General features: G+C 70.5%; 20 protein-coding genes. 13 read left to right on the top strand and 7 right to left on the bottom strand.

Annotated features, from left to right (window positions below; all coding sequences use genetic code 11):
* Positions 1 to 97 precede the first annotated feature (97 nt).
* Both K6T84_RS20535 and K6T84_RS20530 read left to right on the top strand, forming a co-directional pair.
* Positions 98 to 1,474 carry a PPE family protein, SVP subgroup gene (locus K6T84_RS20535; protein WP_225401307.1) on the top strand — a complete coding sequence of 459 codons (1,377 nt, stop codon included), beginning with the start codon at positions 98 to 100 and terminating at the stop codon, positions 1,472 to 1,474.
* Between the two features lie 111 nt (positions 1,475 to 1,585).
* Positions 1,586 to 3,094, top strand: coding sequence for a PGRS repeat-containing protein (locus K6T84_RS20530; RefSeq protein ID WP_304621319.1), 1,509 nt, complete (start codon positions 1,586 to 1,588; stop codon positions 3,092 to 3,094).
* On the opposite strand, the gene K6T84_RS20525 is transcribed toward K6T84_RS20530, so the two are convergent.
* Entirely contained in the window at positions 3,091 to 4,524 is a 1,434-nt protein-coding gene (locus tag K6T84_RS20525) for a PPE domain-containing protein (protein ID WP_225401308.1), read from the bottom strand. The two genes, K6T84_RS20530 and K6T84_RS20525, sit on opposite strands and share 4 nt — an antisense overlap.
* Before the next feature lie 89 nt (positions 4,525 to 4,613).
* Positions 4,614 to 5,822, bottom strand: coding sequence for a JmjC domain-containing protein (locus tag K6T84_RS20520; protein WP_225401309.1), 1,209 nt, complete (start codon positions 5,820 to 5,822; stop codon positions 4,614 to 4,616).
* 142 nt (positions 5,823 to 5,964) lie between these two features.
* On the opposite strand from K6T84_RS20520, the gene K6T84_RS20515 reads away from it, so the two are divergent.
* Complete coding sequence (locus K6T84_RS20515) at positions 5,965 to 7,497, top strand: PGRS repeat-containing protein (RefSeq protein WP_225402096.1); 1,533 nt, start codon at positions 5,965 to 5,967, stop codon at positions 7,495 to 7,497.
* On the opposite strand, the gene K6T84_RS20510 is transcribed toward K6T84_RS20515, so the two are convergent.
* On the bottom strand, positions 7,494 to 7,886 hold the full coding sequence (locus K6T84_RS20510; protein WP_224864355.1) for a nitroreductase family deazaflavin-dependent oxidoreductase: 393 nt from the start codon (positions 7,884 to 7,886) through the stop codon (positions 7,494 to 7,496). The genes K6T84_RS20515 and K6T84_RS20510 overlap by 4 nt on opposite strands.
* Before the next feature lie 3 nt (positions 7,887 to 7,889).
* Positions 7,890 to 8,273: a nitroreductase family deazaflavin-dependent oxidoreductase gene (locus K6T84_RS20505; protein ID WP_224864356.1), complete on the bottom strand. Its 384-nt coding sequence runs from the start codon at positions 8,271 to 8,273 to the stop codon at positions 7,890 to 7,892.
* A gap of 97 nt (positions 8,274 to 8,370) precedes the next feature.
* Between K6T84_RS20505 and hemL the strand changes: the two genes are divergently transcribed.
* The 7 genes from hemL to K6T84_RS20470 all read left to right on the top strand — a co-directional run bounded on the left by hemL (position 8,371) and on the right by K6T84_RS20470 (position 15,567).
* On the top strand, positions 8,371 to 9,684 hold the full coding sequence (hemL, locus tag K6T84_RS20500) for a glutamate-1-semialdehyde 2,1-aminomutase (protein WP_225401310.1): 1,314 nt from the start codon (positions 8,371 to 8,373) through the stop codon (positions 9,682 to 9,684).
* Positions 9,684 to 10,292, top strand: a complete 609-nt coding sequence (locus tag K6T84_RS20495) for a histidine phosphatase family protein (RefSeq protein WP_225401311.1) — start codon at positions 9,684 to 9,686, stop codon at positions 10,290 to 10,292. Before hemL ends, K6T84_RS20495 begins: the two co-directional genes overlap by 1 nt.
* 2 nt (positions 10,293 to 10,294) lie before the next feature.
* Positions 10,295 to 10,879 (top strand): TlpA disulfide reductase family protein, encoded by a 585-nt coding sequence (locus K6T84_RS20490; protein WP_224864359.1) that lies wholly within the window; start codon positions 10,295 to 10,297, stop codon positions 10,877 to 10,879.
* A complete protein-coding gene (locus K6T84_RS20485) occupies positions 10,876 to 11,643 on the top strand; it encodes a cytochrome c biogenesis CcdA family protein (protein ID WP_224864360.1) in 768 nt (255 codons plus the stop codon). The genes K6T84_RS20490 and K6T84_RS20485 overlap by 4 nt, the downstream gene beginning before the upstream one ends.
* Positions 11,643 to 13,193, top strand: a complete 1,551-nt coding sequence (gene resB, locus K6T84_RS20480; protein ID WP_225401312.1) for a cytochrome c biogenesis protein ResB — start codon at positions 11,643 to 11,645, stop codon at positions 13,191 to 13,193. The genes K6T84_RS20485 and resB overlap by 1 nt, the downstream gene beginning before the upstream one ends.
* Entirely contained in the window at positions 13,194 to 14,165 is a 972-nt protein-coding gene (gene ccsB, locus K6T84_RS20475) for a c-type cytochrome biogenesis protein CcsB (RefSeq protein ID WP_224864362.1), read from the top strand. It begins immediately after the preceding gene.
* 91 nt (positions 14,166 to 14,256) lie between these two features.
* A complete protein-coding gene (locus K6T84_RS20470; protein ID WP_225401313.1) occupies positions 14,257 to 15,567 on the top strand; it encodes a MinD/ParA family ATP-binding protein in 1,311 nt (436 codons plus the stop codon).
* Between the two features lie 6 nt (positions 15,568 to 15,573).
* On the opposite strand, the gene K6T84_RS20465 is transcribed toward K6T84_RS20470, so the two are convergent.
* Positions 15,574 to 15,726, bottom strand: coding sequence for a hypothetical protein (locus K6T84_RS20465; protein WP_225398370.1), 153 nt, complete (start codon positions 15,724 to 15,726; stop codon positions 15,574 to 15,576).
* A 79-nt stretch (positions 15,727 to 15,805) separates the two neighbouring features.
* Here K6T84_RS20465 and K6T84_RS20460 point away from each other — a divergent pair, with 79 nt between their 5' ends.
* Positions 15,806 to 16,102: a DUF4229 domain-containing protein gene (locus K6T84_RS20460; protein WP_225401314.1), complete on the top strand. Its 297-nt coding sequence runs from the start codon at positions 15,806 to 15,808 to the stop codon at positions 16,100 to 16,102.
* A 45-nt stretch (positions 16,103 to 16,147) separates the two neighbouring features.
* On the opposite strand, the gene K6T84_RS20455 is transcribed toward K6T84_RS20460, so the two are convergent.
* Positions 16,148 to 17,026, bottom strand: coding sequence for a 1,4-dihydroxy-2-naphthoate polyprenyltransferase (locus K6T84_RS20455; RefSeq protein WP_225401315.1), 879 nt, complete (start codon positions 17,024 to 17,026; stop codon positions 16,148 to 16,150).
* Positions 17,027 to 17,145: 119 nt separating this feature from the next.
* On the opposite strand from K6T84_RS20455, the gene K6T84_RS20450 reads away from it, so the two are divergent.
* Positions 17,146 to 17,922, top strand: coding sequence for an S-methyl-5'-thioadenosine phosphorylase (locus K6T84_RS20450; protein ID WP_225401954.1), 777 nt, complete (start codon positions 17,146 to 17,148; stop codon positions 17,920 to 17,922).
* Here the strand turns inward: K6T84_RS20450 and K6T84_RS20445 are convergent.
* Positions 17,898 to 19,337 carry a DUF7937 domain-containing protein gene (locus tag K6T84_RS20445; protein WP_225401316.1) on the bottom strand — a complete coding sequence of 480 codons (1,440 nt, stop codon included), beginning with the start codon at positions 19,335 to 19,337 and terminating at the stop codon, positions 17,898 to 17,900. The two genes, K6T84_RS20450 and K6T84_RS20445, sit on opposite strands and share 25 nt — an antisense overlap.
* A 117-nt stretch (positions 19,338 to 19,454) precedes the next feature.
* Between K6T84_RS20445 and K6T84_RS20440 the strand changes: the two genes are divergently transcribed.
* The coding region (locus K6T84_RS20440; RefSeq protein WP_526025543.1) for a DUF7159 family protein at positions 19,455 to 20,220 on the top strand (766 nt) is incomplete at its 3' end.

Genomic DNA, 20,220 nt, shown 5'->3' with positions numbered 1-20,220 from the left:
TACGGAATACACGGCCGGTGGAGCTCTTTTCGGCTACAAATACACGGGTACCCGTTTGCTGCGGGCCGGTCGTCACACCCGGGGAGGGGGTCAGCCGATGAACTACGCTGCGCTGCCTCCGGAGGTCAATTCGGTGCGCATCTACACCGGCCCGGGTTCGGCGCCCATGCGGGCGGCCGCGGCGGCCTGGGGCGCGCTGTCGGCGGAACTGCACTCGGCGGTCGCGTCGTACGAATCGGTGATCAGTGAGCTGACCGCTCAGGCGTTTCGCGGGCCGGCGTCAGTGGCGCTGACCCGGGCGGCGAGCCTGTATGCGTCCTGGATGGCGACGACCGCGGGGCTGGTGGATCAGACCACCGCGCAGGCCAACGCGGCGGCGGGCGCCTACGAGGCGGCGTTCACCGCCACGGTCCCGCCGTCGGTGGTGACCGCCAACCGGACCCAGTTGCAGCTGCTGGTCGCCACGAACGTGCTGGGGCAGAACACCGCTGCGATCGCCGCCAACGAGGCCGTCTACGCCGAGATGTGGGCGCAGGACGCCGTCGCCATGTACACCTACGCCGGAGCCTCGGCGGCCGCAACGGGGTTGACGCCGTTCCAGGCGCCGCCGCAGGCCGCCAATCCGGCCGGGCCCGCCAGCCAGACCGCCGCCGCGGGCGCGGCCCAGGCCACCTCGTCGTCGTCGAACGTCCAGTCATTGCTGGGGCAGTTGGCCTCGGGGATCTTCGGCGCGCCGCAGAACACCGCCCTGCAGGCGGGAGTGGCCGCGGCAGGGGTGGCCCAGGACGCCCCGGTGATACCCGACCTGATCGGATTGAACCTGATCGCGGTGACTTCCCTGGGCGCTTCGGCGGTCGGTGTCGGGGTATCGGCCGGTGCCTGGACGGCGGCCGACGCCAGCACCCGGGAGATCCTGTCCGAACAGGACCAGTTGCGGGAGGTGGAGTACCAGATCCTGCACAACATCGATCTGTTCTCCCCGTTGACCCCGTCGCGGCCGGCCGGCGCGATTCCGCTGACCTCCGCGTTTCCGACGGCAGCGATCGGCGACGCGGTCACCGCTGGGCGGCTGTCGGTCCCGATCAGCTGGGCTGCCAACGCTCCGGAGATCCGATCGCTTTCCTACACAACACCTTTGGCCGGGCCGAGCGTCGGTGCGGCGCCGGCCGCCTCGCTCAGCGGGGCGGGCAGCGCGTTCAGCCAGATGGCGCTGGCCGGGATGGGCGGCAGCGCGCTGGCGGGGTCGGTCAGCCGCGGGCGCGGGGCCGCCGACGATCCGAAGGTGCAGCAGCCGCAACGCCCGGTTGCTGCGAGTTCCCCGACGGGTGACGGCAGTGACGGCGGCGACGGTGCGCTCGGTCCCACGGTCACCGGAATCGCCGCGGAGATCCGCGAATTCGCCGATCTGCGGGACCGCGGCCTGATCACCAACGACGAGTACAACGAGCAGAAGATGCGCCTGCTGGGCAGGTGATGCCATGCCGCATCTGCGTCTGATCTGATCCCAGAATTCCGCTCTTGTGGATCCAAGACTCGGTGGATAGCCTGCGAGCCCAGTCAACAGTGATTCATGAAGGGGCGGGCAGTGACCGGACGCGGGAGTCGTATCACGATCGGAGCATTGCTGGCACTAGGGATGGTTCCCGCCGCACCGGCGTACGCCGAGGTCGACGACCTGTTCGATCAGCTTCTCGACGGACTGGGCGCGACGGCGTTGCCCGACCCGGCCGCGGCCACCGACACGATGGACTTCTCGCAGATAGCCGCGGACATCTACGCCTGGACCTCGGCGGGGGAATCGGTGGTCGCCGGACTATTCCAGGACCAGGTCTATGCCTCGATCCACGACCTCGGTGAGTTGTGGATCCAGGGCCCGGGTGCCTTGATCGACCCGATCATCAACCCGCTCTTCGCTTTTGACGGCTCGTGTGGCCTGATCTGCAACGGCGTCGACGGCACCGCAACCGACCCCGACGGCGGCAACGGCGGCTGGCTGTTCGGCGACGGCGGCAACGGTTATGACCCGGGATCTGACGAAGACGCCGCAGTGGGTGTCGTGGGCGGCGCGGGCGGTGACGCCGAGATGGTCGGCAACGGCGGCTTCGGCGGCGACGGCGGTGCCAGCGCCGACGGCGGTGTCGGCGGTGTCGGCGGCTGGCTGATGGGCAACGGCGGCGACGGCGGCTGGGGCGGTGACGGACTGGACAGCGTCTCGGGTCCGGCGGGCAACGGCGGTGACGGCGCGCTCGGCGGCAACGCCATCTCGCTGTTCGGTGCGGGCGGGCGCGGCGGTGACGGCGGTGACGGCGGCTGGGGCAACGACGGCGGTGACGGCGGCAACGGCGGTAACGCGGCCGACGGCGGCGACGGGGTGCTGGGCTTCAGCGGTGCCGGTGGTTCGGGCGGCTACGGCGGCAACGGCGGGGCCGGCACCGCGGACCACCCGAGCGGCGGCAACGGCGGTGACGGCGGAGCGGCCGGCAACGGCGGCACGCTGCAGTTCATGGGCGACCCCGGCGCCGGTGGTTTCAGCGCTCCGGGCGGTAACGGCGGTGACGCGCTGGCCGGTTCCGACGGCAGCGGCGGCAACGGCGGGCACGGCGGCGTGGGCGGATCCGGCGGCTTCGGCGGCGACCCCAGCCACGGCCGGGCCGGCGGCGCCGGTGGCAACGGCGGTGCGGCCGGTTCGCCCGCCGGCACGGCCGGCAACGGCGGCGACGGTGGCAGTGGCGGCAACGGCATGGTCGGTGCGCCGGGCAGCGGTGAGAGCGGCGGCGGAGGTAAGGGCGGCACGGGTGGTGCCGGTGGCGCCGGAACGGTCGCTGCGCCCACCGGCGGCACCGGGGGAACCGGCGGTAACGGCGGAAACGCGGGCAACGGTGCGATCGCCGACGCGGCCGGGGCCGGTGGCACCGGCGGTGCCGGGGGCGCGGCCGGGCCCGGCGGGTCGGTGGGACCCGGCGGGCACGGCGGAAATGGTGGTACCGGCGGTCAGGCGCCTACGCCGGGTGCGGGGGGCAAGGCCGGCAGCGGCGGGGCCGGTGACCCGGCCGGTGGCGCCGGCACTGCTGGGGCGCCGGGCACGTCCGGCTAGCCGGGGGGCTCCGGACTGTCCCAGGTCTGGGGCAGCATCGGGACGGCCGAATCGTCGGAAAGGCTTGTCAATCCCGTTACCGCAGAACGCGTTTCATGTGGTCCAGTTCCCGGAAAGCCCACCGGACCGGCGCCGCTGGCAGAGGCCGTGGCCGTGGCGTCGAGGTACTCGTAGCGATAGCCGGGGTCGACCAGGCTGTCGCGGTGCCGGCGTCGGCGGGCCTGCTTGGTCGCGGTGCCCACGGCAGCTGCGGCGGCGGGCGCCGAACTGCGCCGGGCTTCGGCCGGTGCCGACGCAGTCGCCTTCGCCCGCATACCCGCGGCCGGACCGCCCCCGATCAGGTACGGGAAGGCCGCAGCTTCCACGCCGGTGATCACCGGTGGCATCACCGAGACACCACCTGCCACGGTCGGGGTCGGTGTCAGAGCGGGCGGGGCCATCGCCGGGGGTGCCGCCGCAGCGGGAGCCGGCGGGGCCGCGGTGGGAACCGAGGCGGCAGCCGCGGCCGGCGCGGGCGCCGGAACCGGGTTGGGCAGCGCAGGGGGTGCGGCCGGAATGTCGATGGCGCCCAATCCGGCCAGGCCGGTGACGCCGGCGAACCCCGCCAGCGGCGTGGTGGGTGCCACCAAGGCGATCATCGCCTCGGTCAGCCCCGTCACGGCCGGTGCCATCCCGAGCACGATCTCACCGGCGTAGTGCGGGGCGATCGTCATCAGGATCGGGTCGCTGATGATGCTGGTGAGCGGATTATTGCCGGAAAGATCGGCCTGGAGCGCTTCGTTGATCTCGGCGATCCGGGTGGTCCACCAACTCTCCTGGTAGATGTTGCCGAAGTCCTGGGTGGGCGCCTGATCGGTCCGGTGTTCGTGATCGCGGTGCGTCGGGGTGTCGGGGTTGAGCACCGTGGGCGCCGTCGACGCGGCCGGCGAGGACGCCACCGCGGCGCCGGCCACCGCCTGGTAGGTCGCCATCGTCGTCGCCGCCTGCACCCACATCCGGGTGTAGTCGGCTTCGTTGACGGCGATCGGAATGGCGTTGACCCCGAAGAAGTTCGTCGCCTCCAGAATCCCGTGAATGGTGTGGTTGGCGGCCAGCTCGGCCAGGGTGGGCATCGCCGCGAGTGCGGCGGTGTAGGCGGCCGCCGCGGTCTGGTGTCCGGTGGCCAGCGTGGTGCTGTCAGCGCCGGCTTGGGTCAGCCAGGCCAGGTACGGAACATTGGCCGCCACATAGGATTCCGCGCTCGGGCCCTGCCAGGCGCCGGCCTGCACGGTGGAGAGCAGGCCGGACAGTTCTTCGGCGATCGCGGCGTATTCGGTGCTGAGTGCGGCCCACATGCCAGCGGCCGCCAACAGCGGCCCGGCTCCCGGTCCGGCGCTCAGCAATGTCGAGTGCACTTCCGGTGGTGAGGCCATCCAGATCGGCTCCGTCATTGCCGCCTTCCGATGAACGGACGATGAAAGGACGTAGCTTATCCTCAAAATCAGGGGTATAGCTGGAAGACTCCTGGGAATACGGAGTTCTAGGACGTATTCGTCCGTATATCTGTGTCGGCGAGGGTCAGGAAGCCGCTGATGATCAGACTTCGGGTCAGCTCGATCTGCTGCGGGGCGGTCAGGCCGGGTAGGTCGCCGACCCGGAACGACTCGGTGCTGCCCGACAGGAAACGCATCGCGGCTTCGTGATCGGGGCGTGCGCTGACCACCAACTGGGCGAACTGCAGACCGACACCGTCGGCCGTCGCGGCCACCCGCGAGTACAGCGGCTGCTGCTTGCACACCAGCGTGTCGGCGCCGATCCCGACGGTGTCGCAGACCTGCCCGACGATCGGGCCGCGGCCCCGTCGTACCAGGAAGTCCTGCATGGCGTCGAGGCCCTCGGCGAGCGAATCGGGATCCGCGATGGCGGCCAGGCCGTCGTGGATCAACGCGCCGAGGCTTTCCCGCACCGCCGGGTCGTCGAGATGTCTTGCGGGAAGCCGGGTGTGCACGACATCGTCGCGCAGGCTCAGCATGTGCAGGCTGTGGGTCAGCAGGGTCAGCACCGTCGGCACGTGGATCCCGACGGTCAGGTGCATCGACGTCTGCTCGGTGGTCTCGGCCGAGTGCACCCGGCCCCGGGGCAGGTAGAGCGTGTCGCCGGCGGCCAGATGCAGGCTGGTCGGTTCGGGCAGGCCGGCCGGGTCCACGTCGTGCATCTGCTGCATCAGATGCGCCGGTACTTCGTCGCCGTAGAAGTACCAGGTCTTGGCGCCGTGGGTCTGCAGCACCAGCACGTCGTGGTGGTCGTAGTGCGGCAGGAATCCCGTCGACCCGGGCGGGGTGATGTAGGCGTTGACGTGGGTCGGGAAGTTCAGTTCGACTTCGATGCCCTGGGTCAGCGTCGAGTAGGAGCGCAGGTACTTCTCGATGTTGTTGCAGATGATCGTGTAGCCGTTGTCCAGTTCGGCGCGGACCCGGGCCAGGTCCACTGTGCCGTCGGCCAGGGTGTACTGCTCGGGCGGCAGGTGGTCGGGCCCGCGCACCAGCTTCACCGCAGACGGGTCGACGCGCAGCGCCGCCAGGATCTGCTCGGCCGCGTCCGGTCCGGCCAGCCGGTCGAAGTAGTCGCCGCGGTCCCGGGCGATGTGATGCGGCGCGGTGCCCCACAGCCGGTCGAGGAAGGTCGGCACCGTCACCGGGGCCAGCAGCCAGGCGAGCGAGGACGCGGGGGTGTCGCTGCTGGCCGGCATCGGCACAAAATACACCCGGCCCGGGCGCCCGGAATTGTTGCCATGTGCGGGTGTTATCGGTCCTGAAACCCGCAGATGATGAGTGACTGCGCCTAAACGCCCGTAGTTGTGGATCGGCATTCAACTGGTTTAGGTTCGGTGAATGTCTGGTCGCCGCGCTGTGAAACCGGTCCAACTCACTTCCGTCGGGGCGTTCCTGGCAATCGGGTTGAGCCCGTTGTCCGCCGCGCCGGCGCAGGCCGACTTCGACGACATGTTCTCGCTCGACCAGTTCTTCGACGCCGCGACGCCGGCCGGACCCGGCTCGGCCGACGGCGACGCCCTGGACCTGTCGCAGGTGGGCACCGACATCTACACCTGGACGTCGGTGGCCGAGGTGGTCTTCGCCGGGCTGGTCCAGAACCAGCTCTACGCCACCCTGCACGACCTGGGCAACCTGTGGATGATGGGACCGGGTGTCCTCATCGACCCGATCATCAACCCGCTCTTCGCCTTTGATGGATCGTGCGGGCTGATCTGTGACGGCGTCGACGGCACCGTGGATCACCCCGACGGCGGCGACGGCGGCTGGTTGTTCGGTGACGGCGGCAACGGCTACGGCTCGGGTGTCGACGAGAACATCGCGGCGGGCGTGACCGGCGGCCACGGCGGCGACGCCAAGATGATCGGCAACGGCGGCTGGGGCGGCGACGGCGGATCCAGCGGCGACGGCGGTGACGGCGGGACCGGCGGCTGGCTGCTGGGCAACGGCGGCGAGGGCGGCTGGGGCGGCGACGGCCTGGACAGCATCTCCGGCGTCGCGGGCGACGGCGGCAACGGTGGGCTGGGCGGCGACGCCATCTCGCTGTTCGGTGCGGGCGGTCGCGGCGGTGACGGTGGCGACGGCGGCTGGGGCAACGCCGGCGGTGACGGCGGCAACGGTGGCAACGCCGGCGACGGCGGTCACGCGGTGGCCGGCTTCGGCGGCCCGGGCGGTTCGGCGGGCTACGGCGGCAACGGCGGTGACGGCACCGCCGAGCACCCGGACGGCGGCAACGGCGGGGATGCCGGTGCGGCCGGCAACGCCGGCGACCTGGTGTTCATGGGCAACGCCGGGCCCGGCGGGTTCAGCGCCCCGGGCGGTAACGGCGGCAACGCCTTCGCTGGTTCGGATGGCAACGGCGGCAACGGCGGCCGCGGCGGCGACGGCGGGTCGGGCGGCTATGGGGGCGTCCCCAGCCACGGCCGGGCGGCCGGCGCCGGCGGCAACGGTGGGGCGGCGGGGTCGTGGGCCGGCACCGCCGGCAACGGTGGTGACGGCGGGAACGGCAAGGACGGCATGGTCGGGCACCCGGACAGCGGCGAGAGCGGTGGCGGCGGCAAGGGCGGCACCGGTGGTGCCGGTGGTGCCGGTACGGCGGCCCATCCCGACGGCGGCGTCGGGGGCGCCGGGGGCAACGGCGGTGACGCCGGGGACGGCGCCGCGGCAGCGGCCGGTGGTGCCGGCGGTTCCGGCGGTGCCGGTGGTGCGGCGGCCGCGGGCGGATCGACCGGCCCCGGCGGCGGGGGTGGCAATGGCGGTGACGGCGGTGACGGTGCCGAGGCCGGCAAGGCGGGTGCGGCCGGAGCCGGCGGCGCGGGCACGCCGACCGGAACGCCGGGCAAGGCCGGCACGGCCGGCACGGAGACGCGCTAGGTAGCTCGGCCGGCGCGGTCCAGCAGCAGGGTGTGCGCCACGCCGGCATGCCCGAGCAGCCGGTCCCAGGGCGCCCGCAGCAGCCCGACGGCCTCGCCGGTCGGCACCACCCGCGGGCTGGTGACATCGAATGTCTTGCCGCCCACCTTGACCCGGCCTCCGCCGGCCGACAGCACGTTGCGCACCCAGTCCCGGTCAGTGCCGTAGGGCAGCAGCACGGCCACGCCGTCGGCGGTGTGGAACACCGAGACCGGGGTGCGGTAGAGCTTCCCGGAGCGCCGGCCGGTGTGCTCGACTATCGACCACAGCGGCACCCACCCGGAGACCGGCCGAAACAGCGGATTGGTCACCACCCGGTTGAACCGGGCGCGGCGGTCGGAGAACTGCATCGCTCAGCTCGCCCGGCGCAGCAGGACCGCCTGCTCGAACGGCAGCCGCCCGAACGCGCGGCGGGCCGCACCGGTCACGTGCGCCGCGGCCTCGTCTCTGCTCACCACCCGCGGGTCGGTGACGGTGAAGGTCTTGCCGTGCCGGCGCATGGTGGCGCGGCCGGTGGCGGTGATGTTCTTCAGCCAGTCCCGGTCCGGGCCGTAGGTGAGCAGGATCGCCACGCCGTCGTCCGTGCTGAACACGCTCAGCGGCGTGCGATACGCCTTGCCGGAGCGCCGGCCGACGTGTTCGAGGATGCCGAAGGACGGTGCCCAGCCCGCCCAGAGCCGTTGGATCGGGTTGGTGACGTGCCGGTTGAAGCGGGCCAGCCGTTGCGGTAGTTGCATGCCTGCCATCCAACTCTCCAGACGTAGGTCACCTCAACCCCTCAAACAACTACACCCTGTAGTCGGCTGTATCGCGCGAGCTGGGACACTGAACGCTATGCCCAGCTCCGTGCCCGCCTCGGCGAAACTCTTCGACGACGCCTGCGCGGTGATACCCGGCGGGGTCAACTCGCCGGCCCGCGCGTTCGCCTCGGTGGGCGGCACGCCCCGCTTCATCACCAGTGCCCAGGGCTGCTGGCTTACCGACGCCGACGGCCACCGGTACGTGGACCTGGTCTGCTCGTGGGGCCCGATGATCCTCGGCCACGCCCACCCGGCGGTGGTCGCCGCCGTCCGCGAGGCGGTCGTCGACGGGCTGTCGTTCGGGGCGCCGACGAGCACCGAGACCGACCTGGCGGTCGAGATCATCGACCGGGTGCCCGCGGTGGACAAGGTCCGGCTGGTCAACTCCGGCACCGAGGCCACCATGAGTGCGCTGCGGCTGGCCCGCGGCTTCACCGGCCGGGCCAAGGTGGTCAAGTTCTCCGGCTGCTACCACGGTCACGTCGACGCGCTGCTCGCCGACGCCGGCTCCGGGGTGGCGACCCTGGCGCTGCCGTCCTCGCCGGGGGTCACCGGCGCCACCGCCGCGGACACGATCGTGTTGCCCTACAACGACATCGCTGCGGTACGCGCGGCCTTCGCCGAATCCGGCGACCAGATCGCGGCCGTCATCACCGAGGCCAGCCCCGGCAACATGGGTGTGGTTCCGCCGGCGGCGGGCTTCAACGCCGAACTGCGGGCGATCACGAGCGCACACGGGGCGCTGCTGATCATCGACGAGGTGATGACCGGCTTCCGGGTCAGCGCAAGCGGTTGGTACGGCATCGATCCCGTCGACGCCGACCTGTTCACCTTCGGCAAGGTGATGAGCGGCGGGCTGCCCGCGGCGGCCTTCGGCGGCCGCGCCGAGGTGATGGACCGGCTCGCGCCGCTGGGGCCGGTGTATCAGGCCGGCACACTGTCGGGCAATCCGGTGGCCACCGCCGCCGGGCTGGCCACGCTGCGCGCCGCCGACGCCGGGGTCTACGCCGCCCTGGACGCCAACGCTGACCGGCTGACCGCATGGGTGTCCGATGCGCTTTCCGAAGCCGGTGTGGCCCACCAGATTCCGCGAGCCGGCAGCATGTTCAGCGTCTTCTTCACCGACCAGCCCGTCACCGACTTCGCCGCCGCTCGCGCCAGTGACACCTGGCGTTTCCCGCCGTTCTTCCACGCGCTGCTCGACGCCGGCGTCTACCTGCCGTGCAGCCCGTTCGAAGCCTGGTTCGTCTCGGCGGCACTGACCGACGAAGCCTTCGAGCGTATTGCCGATGCCCTGCCCAGGGCGGCTCGAGCGGCCCGCGACGCAACCGAGGAGTCGAAACCCTGATGGCCGAAACCACCCGCGTGCACCTGGTCCGCCACGGTGAGGTCTACAACCCCGACGGCATCCTCTACGGCCGCATCCCGGGCTTCCGGCTCTCCGAGACCGGTCGCGGGCAGGCATTCGCCGCCGCGGAGATGCTGGCCGACCGTGACATCGTCGCGGTGATCGCCTCGCCGCTGCAGCGCGCGCAGGAGACCGCGGCGCCCATCGCCGCGCGCCACGACCTGCCGGTCGACGTCGATGACAATCTAATCGAATCGACCAATATTTTTGAGGGCAAACGAGTTTCGCCCGGTGACGGCGTCTGGCGCAGCCCGCGGTTATGGTGGCATCTGCGTAACCCGATTCGCCCGTCCTGGGGTGAGCCCTACGACCAGATCGCTGCCCGGATGGTCACCGCGGTCGACAAGGCCCGCGCCCGCGCCGCCGGCCACGAGGTGGTGTGCGTCAGTCACCAGCTGCCGGTGTGGACGGTGCGGCAGTACCTCAGCGGCGAGAAGCTCTGGCACGACCCGCGTCGCCGCCAGTGCGACGTCGGCTCGGTCACCACCCTGGTCTACGACGGTGACCAGCTGGCCGACGTCGAATACCGCGTCCCGGCCGGCGGCTGAACATGCGGGCGGTGCTGATCGTCCTGGCGGCCGCCCTGATCGGCGGCTGCTCGGTCGGCGACGACGCGGTAACCCAGGGTGGCACCTTCGAGTTCGTCTCGCCCGGCGGCAAGACCGACATCACCTATGACCCGCCGGCCGAGCGTGGCCGGCCCGGCCCGATCTCCGGGCCCGACCTGATGGACCCGTCGCGCACCATCGGCGTCGATGACTTCGCCGGCAAGGTCGTCGTACTCAACGTGTGGGGGCAGTGGTGCGGGCCGTGCCGCAGCGAAATCACGGAACTGCAAAAGGTTTACGACGACACCAAGGCCGAGGGTGTGGCATTTCTGGGCATCGACGTGCGCGACCCCGAACCGCAGGCGTCCCGGGACTTCGTCAAAGACCGGCGCATCAGCTACCCGTCGATCTACGACCCGGCGATGCGCACCATGATCGCGTTCGGCGGCCGCTACCCGTCGTCGGTGATCCCGGCGACCATGGTGCTCGACCGGCAGCACCGGGTGGCGGCGGTGTTCCTGCGGGAGGTGCTCGCCGGGGACCTGCAGCCCGTCGTGCAGCGACTGGCGGCCGAGGAGGGGCCATGAGCGGCCTGACCGCCACCGCCGCCACCGGCCCGCTGCTGCTGGCCGTTGCGGTCTCGGCGCTGGCCGGGATGGTGTCGTTCGCCTCGCCGTGCGTGGTTCCCCTGGTGCCGGGCTACCTGTCGTATCTGGCGGCCGTGGTGGGTGTCGAGGAGCGTGCCGAGCGACCCGCCTCCGGTGCCCGGTGGCGGGTGGCGTTCTCGGCGCTGCTGTTCGTGGCCGGGTTCACCGCGGTGTTCCTGCTCGGCTCGATCGCGGTGCTCGGCATGACCACCACCTTGATCACCAATCAGGTTCTGCTGCAGCGGGTCGGCGGTGCGATCACCATCGTGATGGGACTGGTTTTCGTGGGATTCGTTCCGGTGATGCAACGTTCGCTGCGGTTCACTCCGCAGCAGCTGTCGAGCGTGCTGGGCGCCCCGTTGCTGGGTGCGGTGTTCGCGCTGGGCTGGACTCCGTGCCTGGGGCCCACCCTGACCGGGGTGATCGCCGTCGCCTCGGCCACCGACGGTTCGAGCGTGGCCCGCGGTGTGCTGCTGGTGATCGCCTACTGTCTGGGTCTGGGCGTCCCGTTCGTGGCGCTGGCCTTCGGGTCGGCCAGTGCGGTGGCTGGGCTCGGCTGGCTGCGCCGCCACACCCGGACCATTCAGATCCTGGGCGGGGTGCTGCTGATTGCCGTCGGTCTTGCGCTGGTGACCGGCGTGTGGGGCCACTTCGTGGCCGCCGTGCGCGACACCCTGGTCTCCGATGTCAGGCTGCCGATCTGATGCTGATCGCGAAGATCCGTAACGCCTGGCGGGCGCTGACGTCGATGGGCACCGCGCTGGTTCTGCTGGTGCTGCTCGCTCTGGCCGCCATCCCCGGTGCCCTGCTGCCGCAACGAAATCTCAACGCCGCCAAGGTCGAGGAGTACCAGGCACTGCACCCGGTGCTCGGCCCGATATTGGAGCGGCTCCAGGGTTTTGACGTCTTCTCCAGCTTCTGGTTCACCGCCATCTACGTGCTGCTGTGCGTGTCACTGATCGGCTGCCTGACCCCGCGGACCGTCGAGCACCTGCGCAACCTGCGGGCCGTCCCGGTCGCCGCTCCCCGCAACCTGAGCCGGCTGCCCAAGCACGCCGAGGGCGAGTTGACTGGTGACGCAACGCAACTCGGAAACGAACTCAGCGACCGGCTACGCGGCTGGCGGCGGACCGTCCGCGCGCAGGGCGGCGTCGTCGAGGTGTCGGCGGAAAAGGGGTATCTGCGCGAATTCGGCAACCTGGTCTTCCATTTCGCGCTGTTGGGGCTGCTGGCGTCGGTCGCGGTCGGTCGGCTGTTCGGCTATGAGGGCAACGTGATGGTGATCGCCGACGGCGGGCCCGGATTCTGCTCCGCCTCGCCGGCCGCCTTCGACTCGTTTCGCGCCGGAGCCACCGTGGACGGCACCCGGCTGCACCCGATGTGTATCCGGGTCAACGACTTCACCGCGAACTACCTGGACTCCGGGCTGGCCACCTCCTTTGCCGCGCACATCGACTACCAGAGCGGCGAGGATCTGGCCGCCGACCACTGGCGCCCCTACCTGCTGGAGGTGAACCACCCGCTGCGGATCGAGGGCGTGCGCGCCTACCTGCAGGGCCACGGTTACGCGCCCACTTTCACGGTGATCTTCCCCGACGGCCAGACCCGCAGTCAGACAGTGCAGTTCCGCCCGGACAATCCGCTGACCCTGTTGTCCTCGGGTGCGGTGCGCATCGACCCGCCGGCCGGGGTCTATCCGGACGCCGACGAGCGCCGCAAACACCAGATCGGTATCCAGGGATTGTTCGCCCCGACCGAGCAGCTCGACGACCAGCTGCTGTCCTCGTCGTTCCCGGCGCTGCACGACCCGGCTGTGGCCATCGACGTCTACCGGGGTGACACCGGCCTGGACACCGGCCGGCCGCAGGGCCTGTTCACCCTGGATTCCCGGCTGATCCACCAGGGCCGGCTGGCCAAGGTGGCCCGGTCCAACCTCAAGCTCGGTGAGGAGATCCGCCTCGACGACGGAACCCGGGTGCGATTCGACGGGGCGGTGCCGTTCATCAACGTCCAGGTCTCGCATGATCCGGCCGCCCTGTGGGTGCTGGTGTTTGCGATGACGATGATGGCGGGCCTGGTCGTGTCGCTGGCGGTGCGTCGTCGTCGGGTCTGGATCCGGATCACGCCTGCGGAGCCCGGGCAGTCCAGCGGTACGGTGAACGTCGAGCTGGGCGGGCTGGCCCGCACCGACAACTCCGGCTGGGGTGACGAGTTCGAACGGTTGACCAAGCGTCTGCTCGGCAAGGAGGCCTGAATGAATACGAGCCACATCGACATCGGCTTGGCCCGCTACTCCGACTGGGCGTTCACCTCGGCGCTGATCGTGCTGGTGATCGCCCTGCTGCTGCTGGCCGTCGAACTGGCCGCCGGCCGCGCGCCCGTCGAGTCCGAGCTGGTGGCGGCCGGCGGGGTGCGCGCCGACAGTGCGACGCCGGGGGTGGTGCTCCCCGCGCAACGACGCTCCCTGGGCGAGCGGGCCGGTCGCGCCGGTCTGGCCCTGGTCTACCTGGGCATCGCGCTGCTGCTGGCCTGCATCGTGTTCCGCGGCGCCGCCACCCTGCGCCCGCCGTGGGGCAACATGTACGAGTTCATCAACCTGACCTGCTTCTCCGGGATGGTGGCCGCCGCGCTGGCGCTGCGCCGGCCGCAGCACCGCAGCCTGTGGGTGTTCGTGCTGCTGCCGCTGCTGATCCTGCTGACGATCTCGCAGCGCTGGCTGTATGCCACCGCGGCCCCGGTGATGCCCGCGTTGCAGTCCTACTGGCTGCCGATTCACGTCTCGGTGGTCAGCATCGGCTCCGGGGTGTTCCTGGTGGCCGGGGTGGCCAGCATCCTGTTTCTGCTGCGCTCCTCGCCGTTGAGCGACGCCGACGCCCCGGGCGCACTGGCGCGCATGGTCCGCCGGCTGCCCGACGCGCAGACCCTGGACCGGATCGCCTACCGGACGACGATCTTCGCGTTCCCGATCTTCGGCTTCGGCGTGATCTTCGGCGCGATCTGGGCCGAAGGGGCGTGGGGACGCTATTGGGGCTGGGACCCCAAGGAGACGGTCTCCTTCGTCGCCTGGATCATCTACGCCGCCTATCTGCACGCCAGATCGACGGCCGGATGGCGCGACTACAAGGCCGCGTGGATCAACGTCGCGGGATTCGTGGCGATGATCTTCAACCTGTTCTTCGTCAACCTGGTGACCGTGGGTCTGCACTCTTATGCCGGGGTCGGCTGATGGGAGTTGTCAGCTGGCCTTAGGGCTGCTGCGCTACCCTGCGGACACAGGCCAATCGGCTGACGTAACCACTGTGACGGGAGAGATTCCAGTGTCCGACCATGCACCGGGTGATTCGACTGAGCGCAATGAGGTGACCGATCACCCCACCACGCAATTTCGGCCGTATCAGCAGGTCGAGGGCGATTCCGACCCGGCCACCGGAGGCTTCGCGGAGCCGTCCGAGGACAGTGAGACGAGGTCGTTCGGCGGATTTCGCACCGAGCGCCGGTTCTCCGAGCCGCTGGACCCGTGGCCGACGCCACCCGTAGATGTCGCGGCCCAGCAGAGCTGGAACCCCGGTCAGGCGACCTGGGTTCCGCAGCCGATGGACAGCCCGCCGCCGGTCTACCACGGTGGTGCCCCCAACGGCATCCCCCAGGGCGCCAGCGCCCCGTACCGGCCGGCCGGCACCATCGCGCCGTTCTCGGACCTGTCGACCACGTCGCTGCTGCGGCAGGTCAAGCCGCCGCCCACCGCGGGCTGGCGCCGCCTGCTGTATGTGATCTCCGGCCAGCTGATCAACGTCGGCGAGAGCCCCCGCACCACCCGCTACAACGACCTGGTGGTGCAGGTCAACCGCCCGCTGCAGGGCTGTCACCGGATCGCGGTGCTGTCACTGAAGGGCGGCGTCGGCAAGACCACCATCACCGCGACTCTGGGTGCCACGTTCGCCTCGATCCGCGGCGACCGGGTGGTGGCCGTCGACGCGAACCCGGACCGGGGCACGTTGAGCCAGAAGGTGCCGATGGAGACACCGGCGACGGTGCGCCACCTGCTGCGCGACGCCGACGGCATCCAGCGCTACAGCGACGTCCGCAGCTACACCAACCAGGGCCCCAGCCGGCTTGAGGTGCTGGCCTCGGAGAGCGACCCGGCGGTGTCGGAGGCGTTCAGCGCCGAGGACTACGCCCGCACCCTGCAGGTGCTGGAGCGGTTCTACAGCCTGGTGCTCACCGACTGCGGCACCGGCCTGATGCACTCGGCGATGTCGGCGGTGCTGTCCAAGGCCGACACCATGATCGTGGTGAGCTCGGGCTCAGTTGATGGCGCGCGCAGTGCCTCGGCGACGCTGGACTGGCTGGACGCGCACGGTCACGAGGAGTTGGTGCGCAACTCCATCGCGGTGATCAACGCGGTGCGTCCCCGCTCGGGCAAGGTCGACATGCAGAAGGTGGTCGACCACTTCTCCCGGCGCTGCCGTGCGGTGCGTCTGGTGCCGTTCGACCCGCATCTGGAAGAGGGCGCCGAGATCGATCTGATGCGGCTTAAGCGCGAGACCAAGGAGGCGCTGGTCGAGCTGGCCGCCGTCGTCGCCGAAGCGTTCCCGGGCGACGACCGCTCCAATCAGCACTTCGTCTAGCGGGCCCTACGGCTTGTTGTCGCCCTGGCCGATCCGACGCAGGAAATCCGGGTCGTCGTCCGGGCCGATGACGCGGGTCCTCGGCCGGCTGCGCGCGGTTCGCAGCGCGATATAGATCAAGGCCCCCAAGGTCACTGCGAGGAGCACGTAGAGCGGCACGGCGGACACCTCCTGGGGCCGAATATACCGCTAGCGCCGTCTGGGCAGGTCAGGCCCGGCAGTAGGCTGGGCGACCGTGATGGCAGGTCGAGCCCCGTTGGGGCGTGCGGTTTTGGATGTTGTGGCGTACACGCTCGCCCGGCTGGGGCTGGTGGTCGTGCTCAGTGCGGTGGTCTACGGGGTGGCGCGGCTGCTCGGACTCAGCGACTTCCCGCCCATCATGGCGATGCTGCTGGCGCTGATCGTGGCGCTGCCGCTGGGCATGTGGGTCTTCACGCCGCTGCGCAAGCGCGCCAACGAAAGCCTGTCGGTGGCCGGTGAGCGGCGTCGGCGCGAACGCGCGGAGTTGCAGGCCAAGCTGCGCGGGGAGCAGTGATTTCGGCGCGATACTTACCGCTCAGCGGGTAAAACCGCGCCGAAATCAAGCGTAGGCCAGCGCGACCGCCTCCACGGCGGCCCACACCAGCATGGTCAGCCCGGTGTCGCGCAGCACCGGAATCAACTGCGCCCCGCCCCGCCGCGACCGCACCGGCGCTATCGCCCGCACCGCCAGCGGGGTGGCGATCAGGCCGATCGCAGCCCACGGGGTGGCCCGCATCAGCGCCAGCGTCATCGCCCCGGTCAGCGCCACCAGCAGCTGAAACAGCACCCGGGTGCGGGCGTCGCCGAGTCGCACCGCCAGGGTGATCTTGCCCGCCGGCTCGTCGGTGTCGATGTCGCGCAGATTGTTGGCCACCAGCACCGCCGACGACAGCGCCCCGACACCGACGGCCAACGCCGCCCCGACCCAGTCCACCCGCAGCGCCTGGGTGTACTGGGTGCCCAGGACGGCCACCAGGCCGAAGAACACGAACACCGCCACCTCGCCGAACCCGGAGTAGCCGTACGGCTTGGCCCCGCCGGTGTACAGCCACGCCCCGGCGATGCAGGCCGCCCCGACGGCCACCAGCCACGGGGCGCTGACCAGGGCCAGCGCCAGTCCGGCCAGCGCACCGATCGACAGCGCCACCACCGCTGCGCTCAGCACCGCCCGTGGGGAGGCCAGCCGTGAGCCCACCAGCCGCAGCGGCCCGGTTCGGACGTCGTCGGTGCCGCGGATGCCGTCGGAGTAGTCGTTGGCGAAGTTCACCCCGATGATCAGCGCCACCGCGACCGTCAGCGCCAGCAGTGCCCTCCACCACACGGCCGCGCCGAGCCAGGCCGCCGCGCCGGTTCCGGCGATCACCGGGGCAATCGCGTTGGGCAGGGTACGGGGCCGGGCCCCGGAGATCCATTGTGCAAAGCTGGCCTTCTGCGACATGGGCACGATCCTTACACGCCAGAGGGAAGCTCACCTTGCCCGGCGATGACGATGCAGTGGGGGTGCCCCAGCCGCGCAGCGGCGAGGGGGACGAAGCGATGAGGAGGAAGAGGCGCGACATGCTCGGAGTGATCGGTGGCAGCGGGTTCTACTCGTTGTTCGGCGACAACGCGCGCCGGCTGGAATGTGACACCCCCTATGGGCGGCCCAGCGCGGAGATCACCGTGGGCACCGTCGGCGGCCACGAGGTCGCGTTCCTGCCACGGCACGGCGAGCAGCACGAATTCTCCGCGCACACCGTGCCCTATCGGGCCAATATGTGGGCGCTGCGGGCGCTGGGGGTGCGGCGCATCCTGGCGCCGTGTGCGGTGGGCAGCCTGACTCCGGAGCTGCCGCCGGGAACGGTGGTGGTGCCCGATCAGCTGGTGGACCGCACCCGGGCCCGCGCCGACACCTACTTCGACGACGGCGGTGTGCACGTCGAGTTCGCCGACCCGTACTGCCCGACGCTGCGGGCAGTGATGACCAGTCTGCCCGACATCGTCGACGGCAGCACGATGGTGGTGATCCAGGGCCCGCGGTTCTCCACCCGTGCCGAGAGCCAATGGTTCGCCTCAGCAGGCTTCCGGCTGATCAACATGACCGGTTATCCCGAGGCGGTGCTGGCGCGCGAGCTTGAGATCTGTTACGCCGCAGTGGCGTTGGTCACCGACCTGGATGCCGGCATCGACGTCGGCAGCGGCGTGCGGACAGTCGATGTGTTCGCGGAGTTCAAGAGGAACATCGAGCCGTTCAAGAAGCTGGTGTTGCAGGGTATCGAGCAGATCGACGAGCGCCGCAGCTGTACGCACTGCCTGCCGCACGAGGGCGTTCAGTTGCCGTTCGAGCTGCCCTGAGGCTCGTCGGTTCCCCGATAGATCTTCGGCCCGTCTCCGGGCGCCTTCGCAGTGGCGTTCTGTGACCGGAAGATGCTCGGTGAACCGGGGTCACCTGGGCGGGGACGCTCCGCCCGGGCGAATCGGGCGGAGATTATCGCGACCACCATTGCGCACCAAGCCAATCCGCACAGCACCAGATCGAAGGTGCTGGTGATCTGCTGCGCCAGGCCATTGCCGTAGACCGGATTGGCCAGCGCTGCCTCCTGCTGGGCCTGCGCCAGCCGTGGCGCCAGGCCGACACCGACCACCAGGCGCGCGATGGTGAACCCGAACAACACCGCGGCCACCGACCAGACGGCGGCCACCGGTAGCGACCGATTGCCCAGGTTGATCCGCAGCCAGATCGCGACCACCGCGGTCACCACGTCGAAGGCCGCCATCGCCGCGCTGTCGTACGGCGAATAGGGCAAGCCCAATGTCGCGGCCACCACGATGTCGTCGAGACGCATGATGGCCGAACCCACACACCAGACGATGATGAGCAGCAAGATGTTTCGCGTGGCGAGCAGCCAGGTTGCGCCCGGGGCGTCACGCAGTGCGACCACGGCGAAGATCGCCGCGGCGGCAACCCACGCCAAATAGCCCTCGAATCCGACGCCCATGGTGGAGGTGTTCTGGGCGATGCCGTGAAACCCGTCGACGAACCGGCCCGCCGGCATCACCCAGACCAACGCTCCGGCCACCAGCGTCGCGCCGCCGACTATGACGACTGCGAGCTGGGATGCCTTGTCTCGTCGCAGGATCCAGCGCGACGCCACGACGAGGGTGATCCATGCCACCGCCCCGTAGACGACTGCGGTGACGATGATCGCGACCTGCTGGCTACGGTACTCACCGGCTCCGTCGGGTAGCGCGTAGTGCACCCGCCAGTAGAGGTTGAACCCCACACTGAGTGCAGCGCCGATGATCGAGGCGTAGCCCACGGCGCGCACCGCACGCTTCCAGTATCGGGCCGGGCCGGCCAGCACAGGCTGCGCGGCCAGCAGCGCCCCGGCGGCCCCCAGCCAGGCTCCGGGGCCAACCCCGCCGGGCGGCTGCGCGCTGCCTCCGTAGCGGATGGTCTGCACCGCGTCGAAGGCGACCACGCCGAGAACCAGCGCCAGATAGGGCGCGGCGAGCGTCAACCGGAGTAGTCCGAGAAGGCGCGGATTGGGGTGCGCGCCGGTGATCCGCCAGGGTCCTACATAGGTGGCGGCCAGCGAACCGAGTGCCAGGACGGTAGCCGTCGTGCCGGCCGCCTGCAGTCGGGGGTCGGCGGTGGGAATCCCGACACCGAAAAACAGGTTCCACGGCAACACCGACGCGGCGCACAGCAGTACCGCTGCGGTCACATCGCGGCCGATATTCCAGCTTCTGGTCGACTCGCCGGTCATTTGCTCACCATAACAGCGTGGCCCGGCTACGCCGCTGAACAGCGAAGATCGTGCCGGTCGGCTGTCGGTGTGCGCGGTTAGACTGGCAAATCAGTGGGCGTAAGGAGGAGTTTTCGCATGGACGTTGCGCTCGGTGTGTCGGTAACCGGCGCGCTCGCCCGTCTGGCTCTGGTCGAATCCGATGCCTACGGCGATGCCGTGCTTGACGAGTCGATGCTCGACCTGACCCAGGATCCGGTCGCAACCCTCATCGAGACCATTACCGGCACCGACCGGATGCTGGCCGACGAGGGGCACCGGCTTGCGGCCACCCGGCTGTGCTGGTCAGATGCGGACCTGCTGAGCCGGCTTCGGCAGGCGCTCGACGAAGCCGGTGTGGAGAACGTGTCCGAGTCGGATCAGGCGCGCTCGGCAGTGGCGCTGGCGCGCAATGTCTCTGGCGAGGACGGTGAGACGGCGTTTCTGCCGACTGCCGACGCGACCATGGCGGCGCCAGTGGCGGTCGGAGTGGAGCCGGCGGACGCGACGGCCACCGCGGCGGCGCCCACCGCCGAGAGTGTGGAACCCGATCAGCAACTGGCCTACTCCTTGACCGGCGACGACTCGGAGCCGCTGCCGGTGGAGTACGCCGACGAGGACTACGACTACGACGAATACGACGAAACCGAGGTGGCCGGCGAACCTGAGGTGCTGCCGCCGCCGGTGGGTCGTGTCCTGCTGGTGGGAAGCTCGGTCGGCGGCATCCTGGTCGCCGGATGCGCGGCGCTGGCGGTGGCGGTGACGATCGGCATTCGCCCGACGGCCGCGGTCACCCAGTCCGAGCCGGCGGTGGGGGGGGGGGGGGGGGGGGGGGGGGGGGGGGGGGGGGGGGGGGGGGGGGGGG

The organism is Mycobacterium zoologicum, assembly GCF_020181635.2.
In the GTDB taxonomy this organism is placed as follows: domain Bacteria; phylum Actinomycetota; class Actinomycetes; order Mycobacteriales; family Mycobacteriaceae; genus Mycobacterium; species Mycobacterium zoologicum.
The sequence above is the reverse complement of the archived record's forward strand: the minus strand, read 5'-3'. Positions and strand labels throughout refer to the sequence as shown.

What these genes read in the sequence shown, in the direction of transcription:
- ccsB (WP_224864362.1), top strand. Translation starts at nt 13,194, where the DNA reads ATGAATACGAGCCACATCGACATCGGCTTGGCCCGCTACTCCGACTGG.
- K6T84_RS20510 (WP_224864355.1), bottom strand. Translation starts at nt 7,886, where the DNA reads ATGCAGTTCTCCGACCGCCGCGCCCGGTTCAACCGGGTGGTGACCAAT.
- K6T84_RS20450 (WP_225401954.1), top strand. Translation starts at nt 17,146, where the DNA reads ATGCTCGGAGTGATCGGTGGCAGCGGGTTCTACTCGTTGTTCGGCGAC.
- resB (WP_225401312.1), top strand. Translation starts at nt 11,643, where the DNA reads ATGCTGATCGCGAAGATCCGTAACGCCTGGCGGGCGCTGACGTCGATG.
- K6T84_RS20485 (WP_224864360.1), top strand. Translation starts at nt 10,876, where the DNA reads ATGAGCGGCCTGACCGCCACCGCCGCCACCGGCCCGCTGCTGCTGGCC.
- K6T84_RS20455 (WP_225401315.1), bottom strand. Translation starts at nt 17,026, where the DNA reads ATGTCGCAGAAGGCCAGCTTTGCACAATGGATCTCCGGGGCCCGGCCC.
- K6T84_RS20460 (WP_225401314.1), top strand. Translation starts at nt 15,806, where the DNA reads ATGGCAGGTCGAGCCCCGTTGGGGCGTGCGGTTTTGGATGTTGTGGCG.
- K6T84_RS20515 (WP_225402096.1), top strand. Translation starts at nt 5,965, where the DNA reads ATGTCTGGTCGCCGCGCTGTGAAACCGGTCCAACTCACTTCCGTCGGG.
- K6T84_RS20490 (WP_224864359.1), top strand. Translation starts at nt 10,295, where the DNA reads ATGCGGGCGGTGCTGATCGTCCTGGCGGCCGCCCTGATCGGCGGCTGC.
- K6T84_RS20495 (WP_225401311.1), top strand. Translation starts at nt 9,684, where the DNA reads ATGGCCGAAACCACCCGCGTGCACCTGGTCCGCCACGGTGAGGTCTAC.
- K6T84_RS20505 (WP_224864356.1), bottom strand. Translation starts at nt 8,273, where the DNA reads ATGCAACTACCGCAACGGCTGGCCCGCTTCAACCGGCACGTCACCAAC.
- hemL (WP_225401310.1), top strand. Translation starts at nt 8,371, where the DNA reads ATGCCCAGCTCCGTGCCCGCCTCGGCGAAACTCTTCGACGACGCCTGC.
- K6T84_RS20525 (WP_225401308.1), bottom strand. Translation starts at nt 4,524, where the DNA reads ATGACGGAGCCGATCTGGATGGCCTCACCACCGGAAGTGCACTCGACA.
- K6T84_RS20535 (WP_225401307.1), top strand. Translation starts at nt 98, where the DNA reads ATGAACTACGCTGCGCTGCCTCCGGAGGTCAATTCGGTGCGCATCTAC.
- K6T84_RS20445 (WP_225401316.1), bottom strand. Translation starts at nt 19,337, where the DNA reads ATGACCGGCGAGTCGACCAGAAGCTGGAATATCGGCCGCGATGTGACC.
- K6T84_RS20520 (WP_225401309.1), bottom strand. Translation starts at nt 5,822, where the DNA reads ATGCCGGCCAGCAGCGACACCCCCGCGTCCTCGCTCGCCTGGCTGCTG.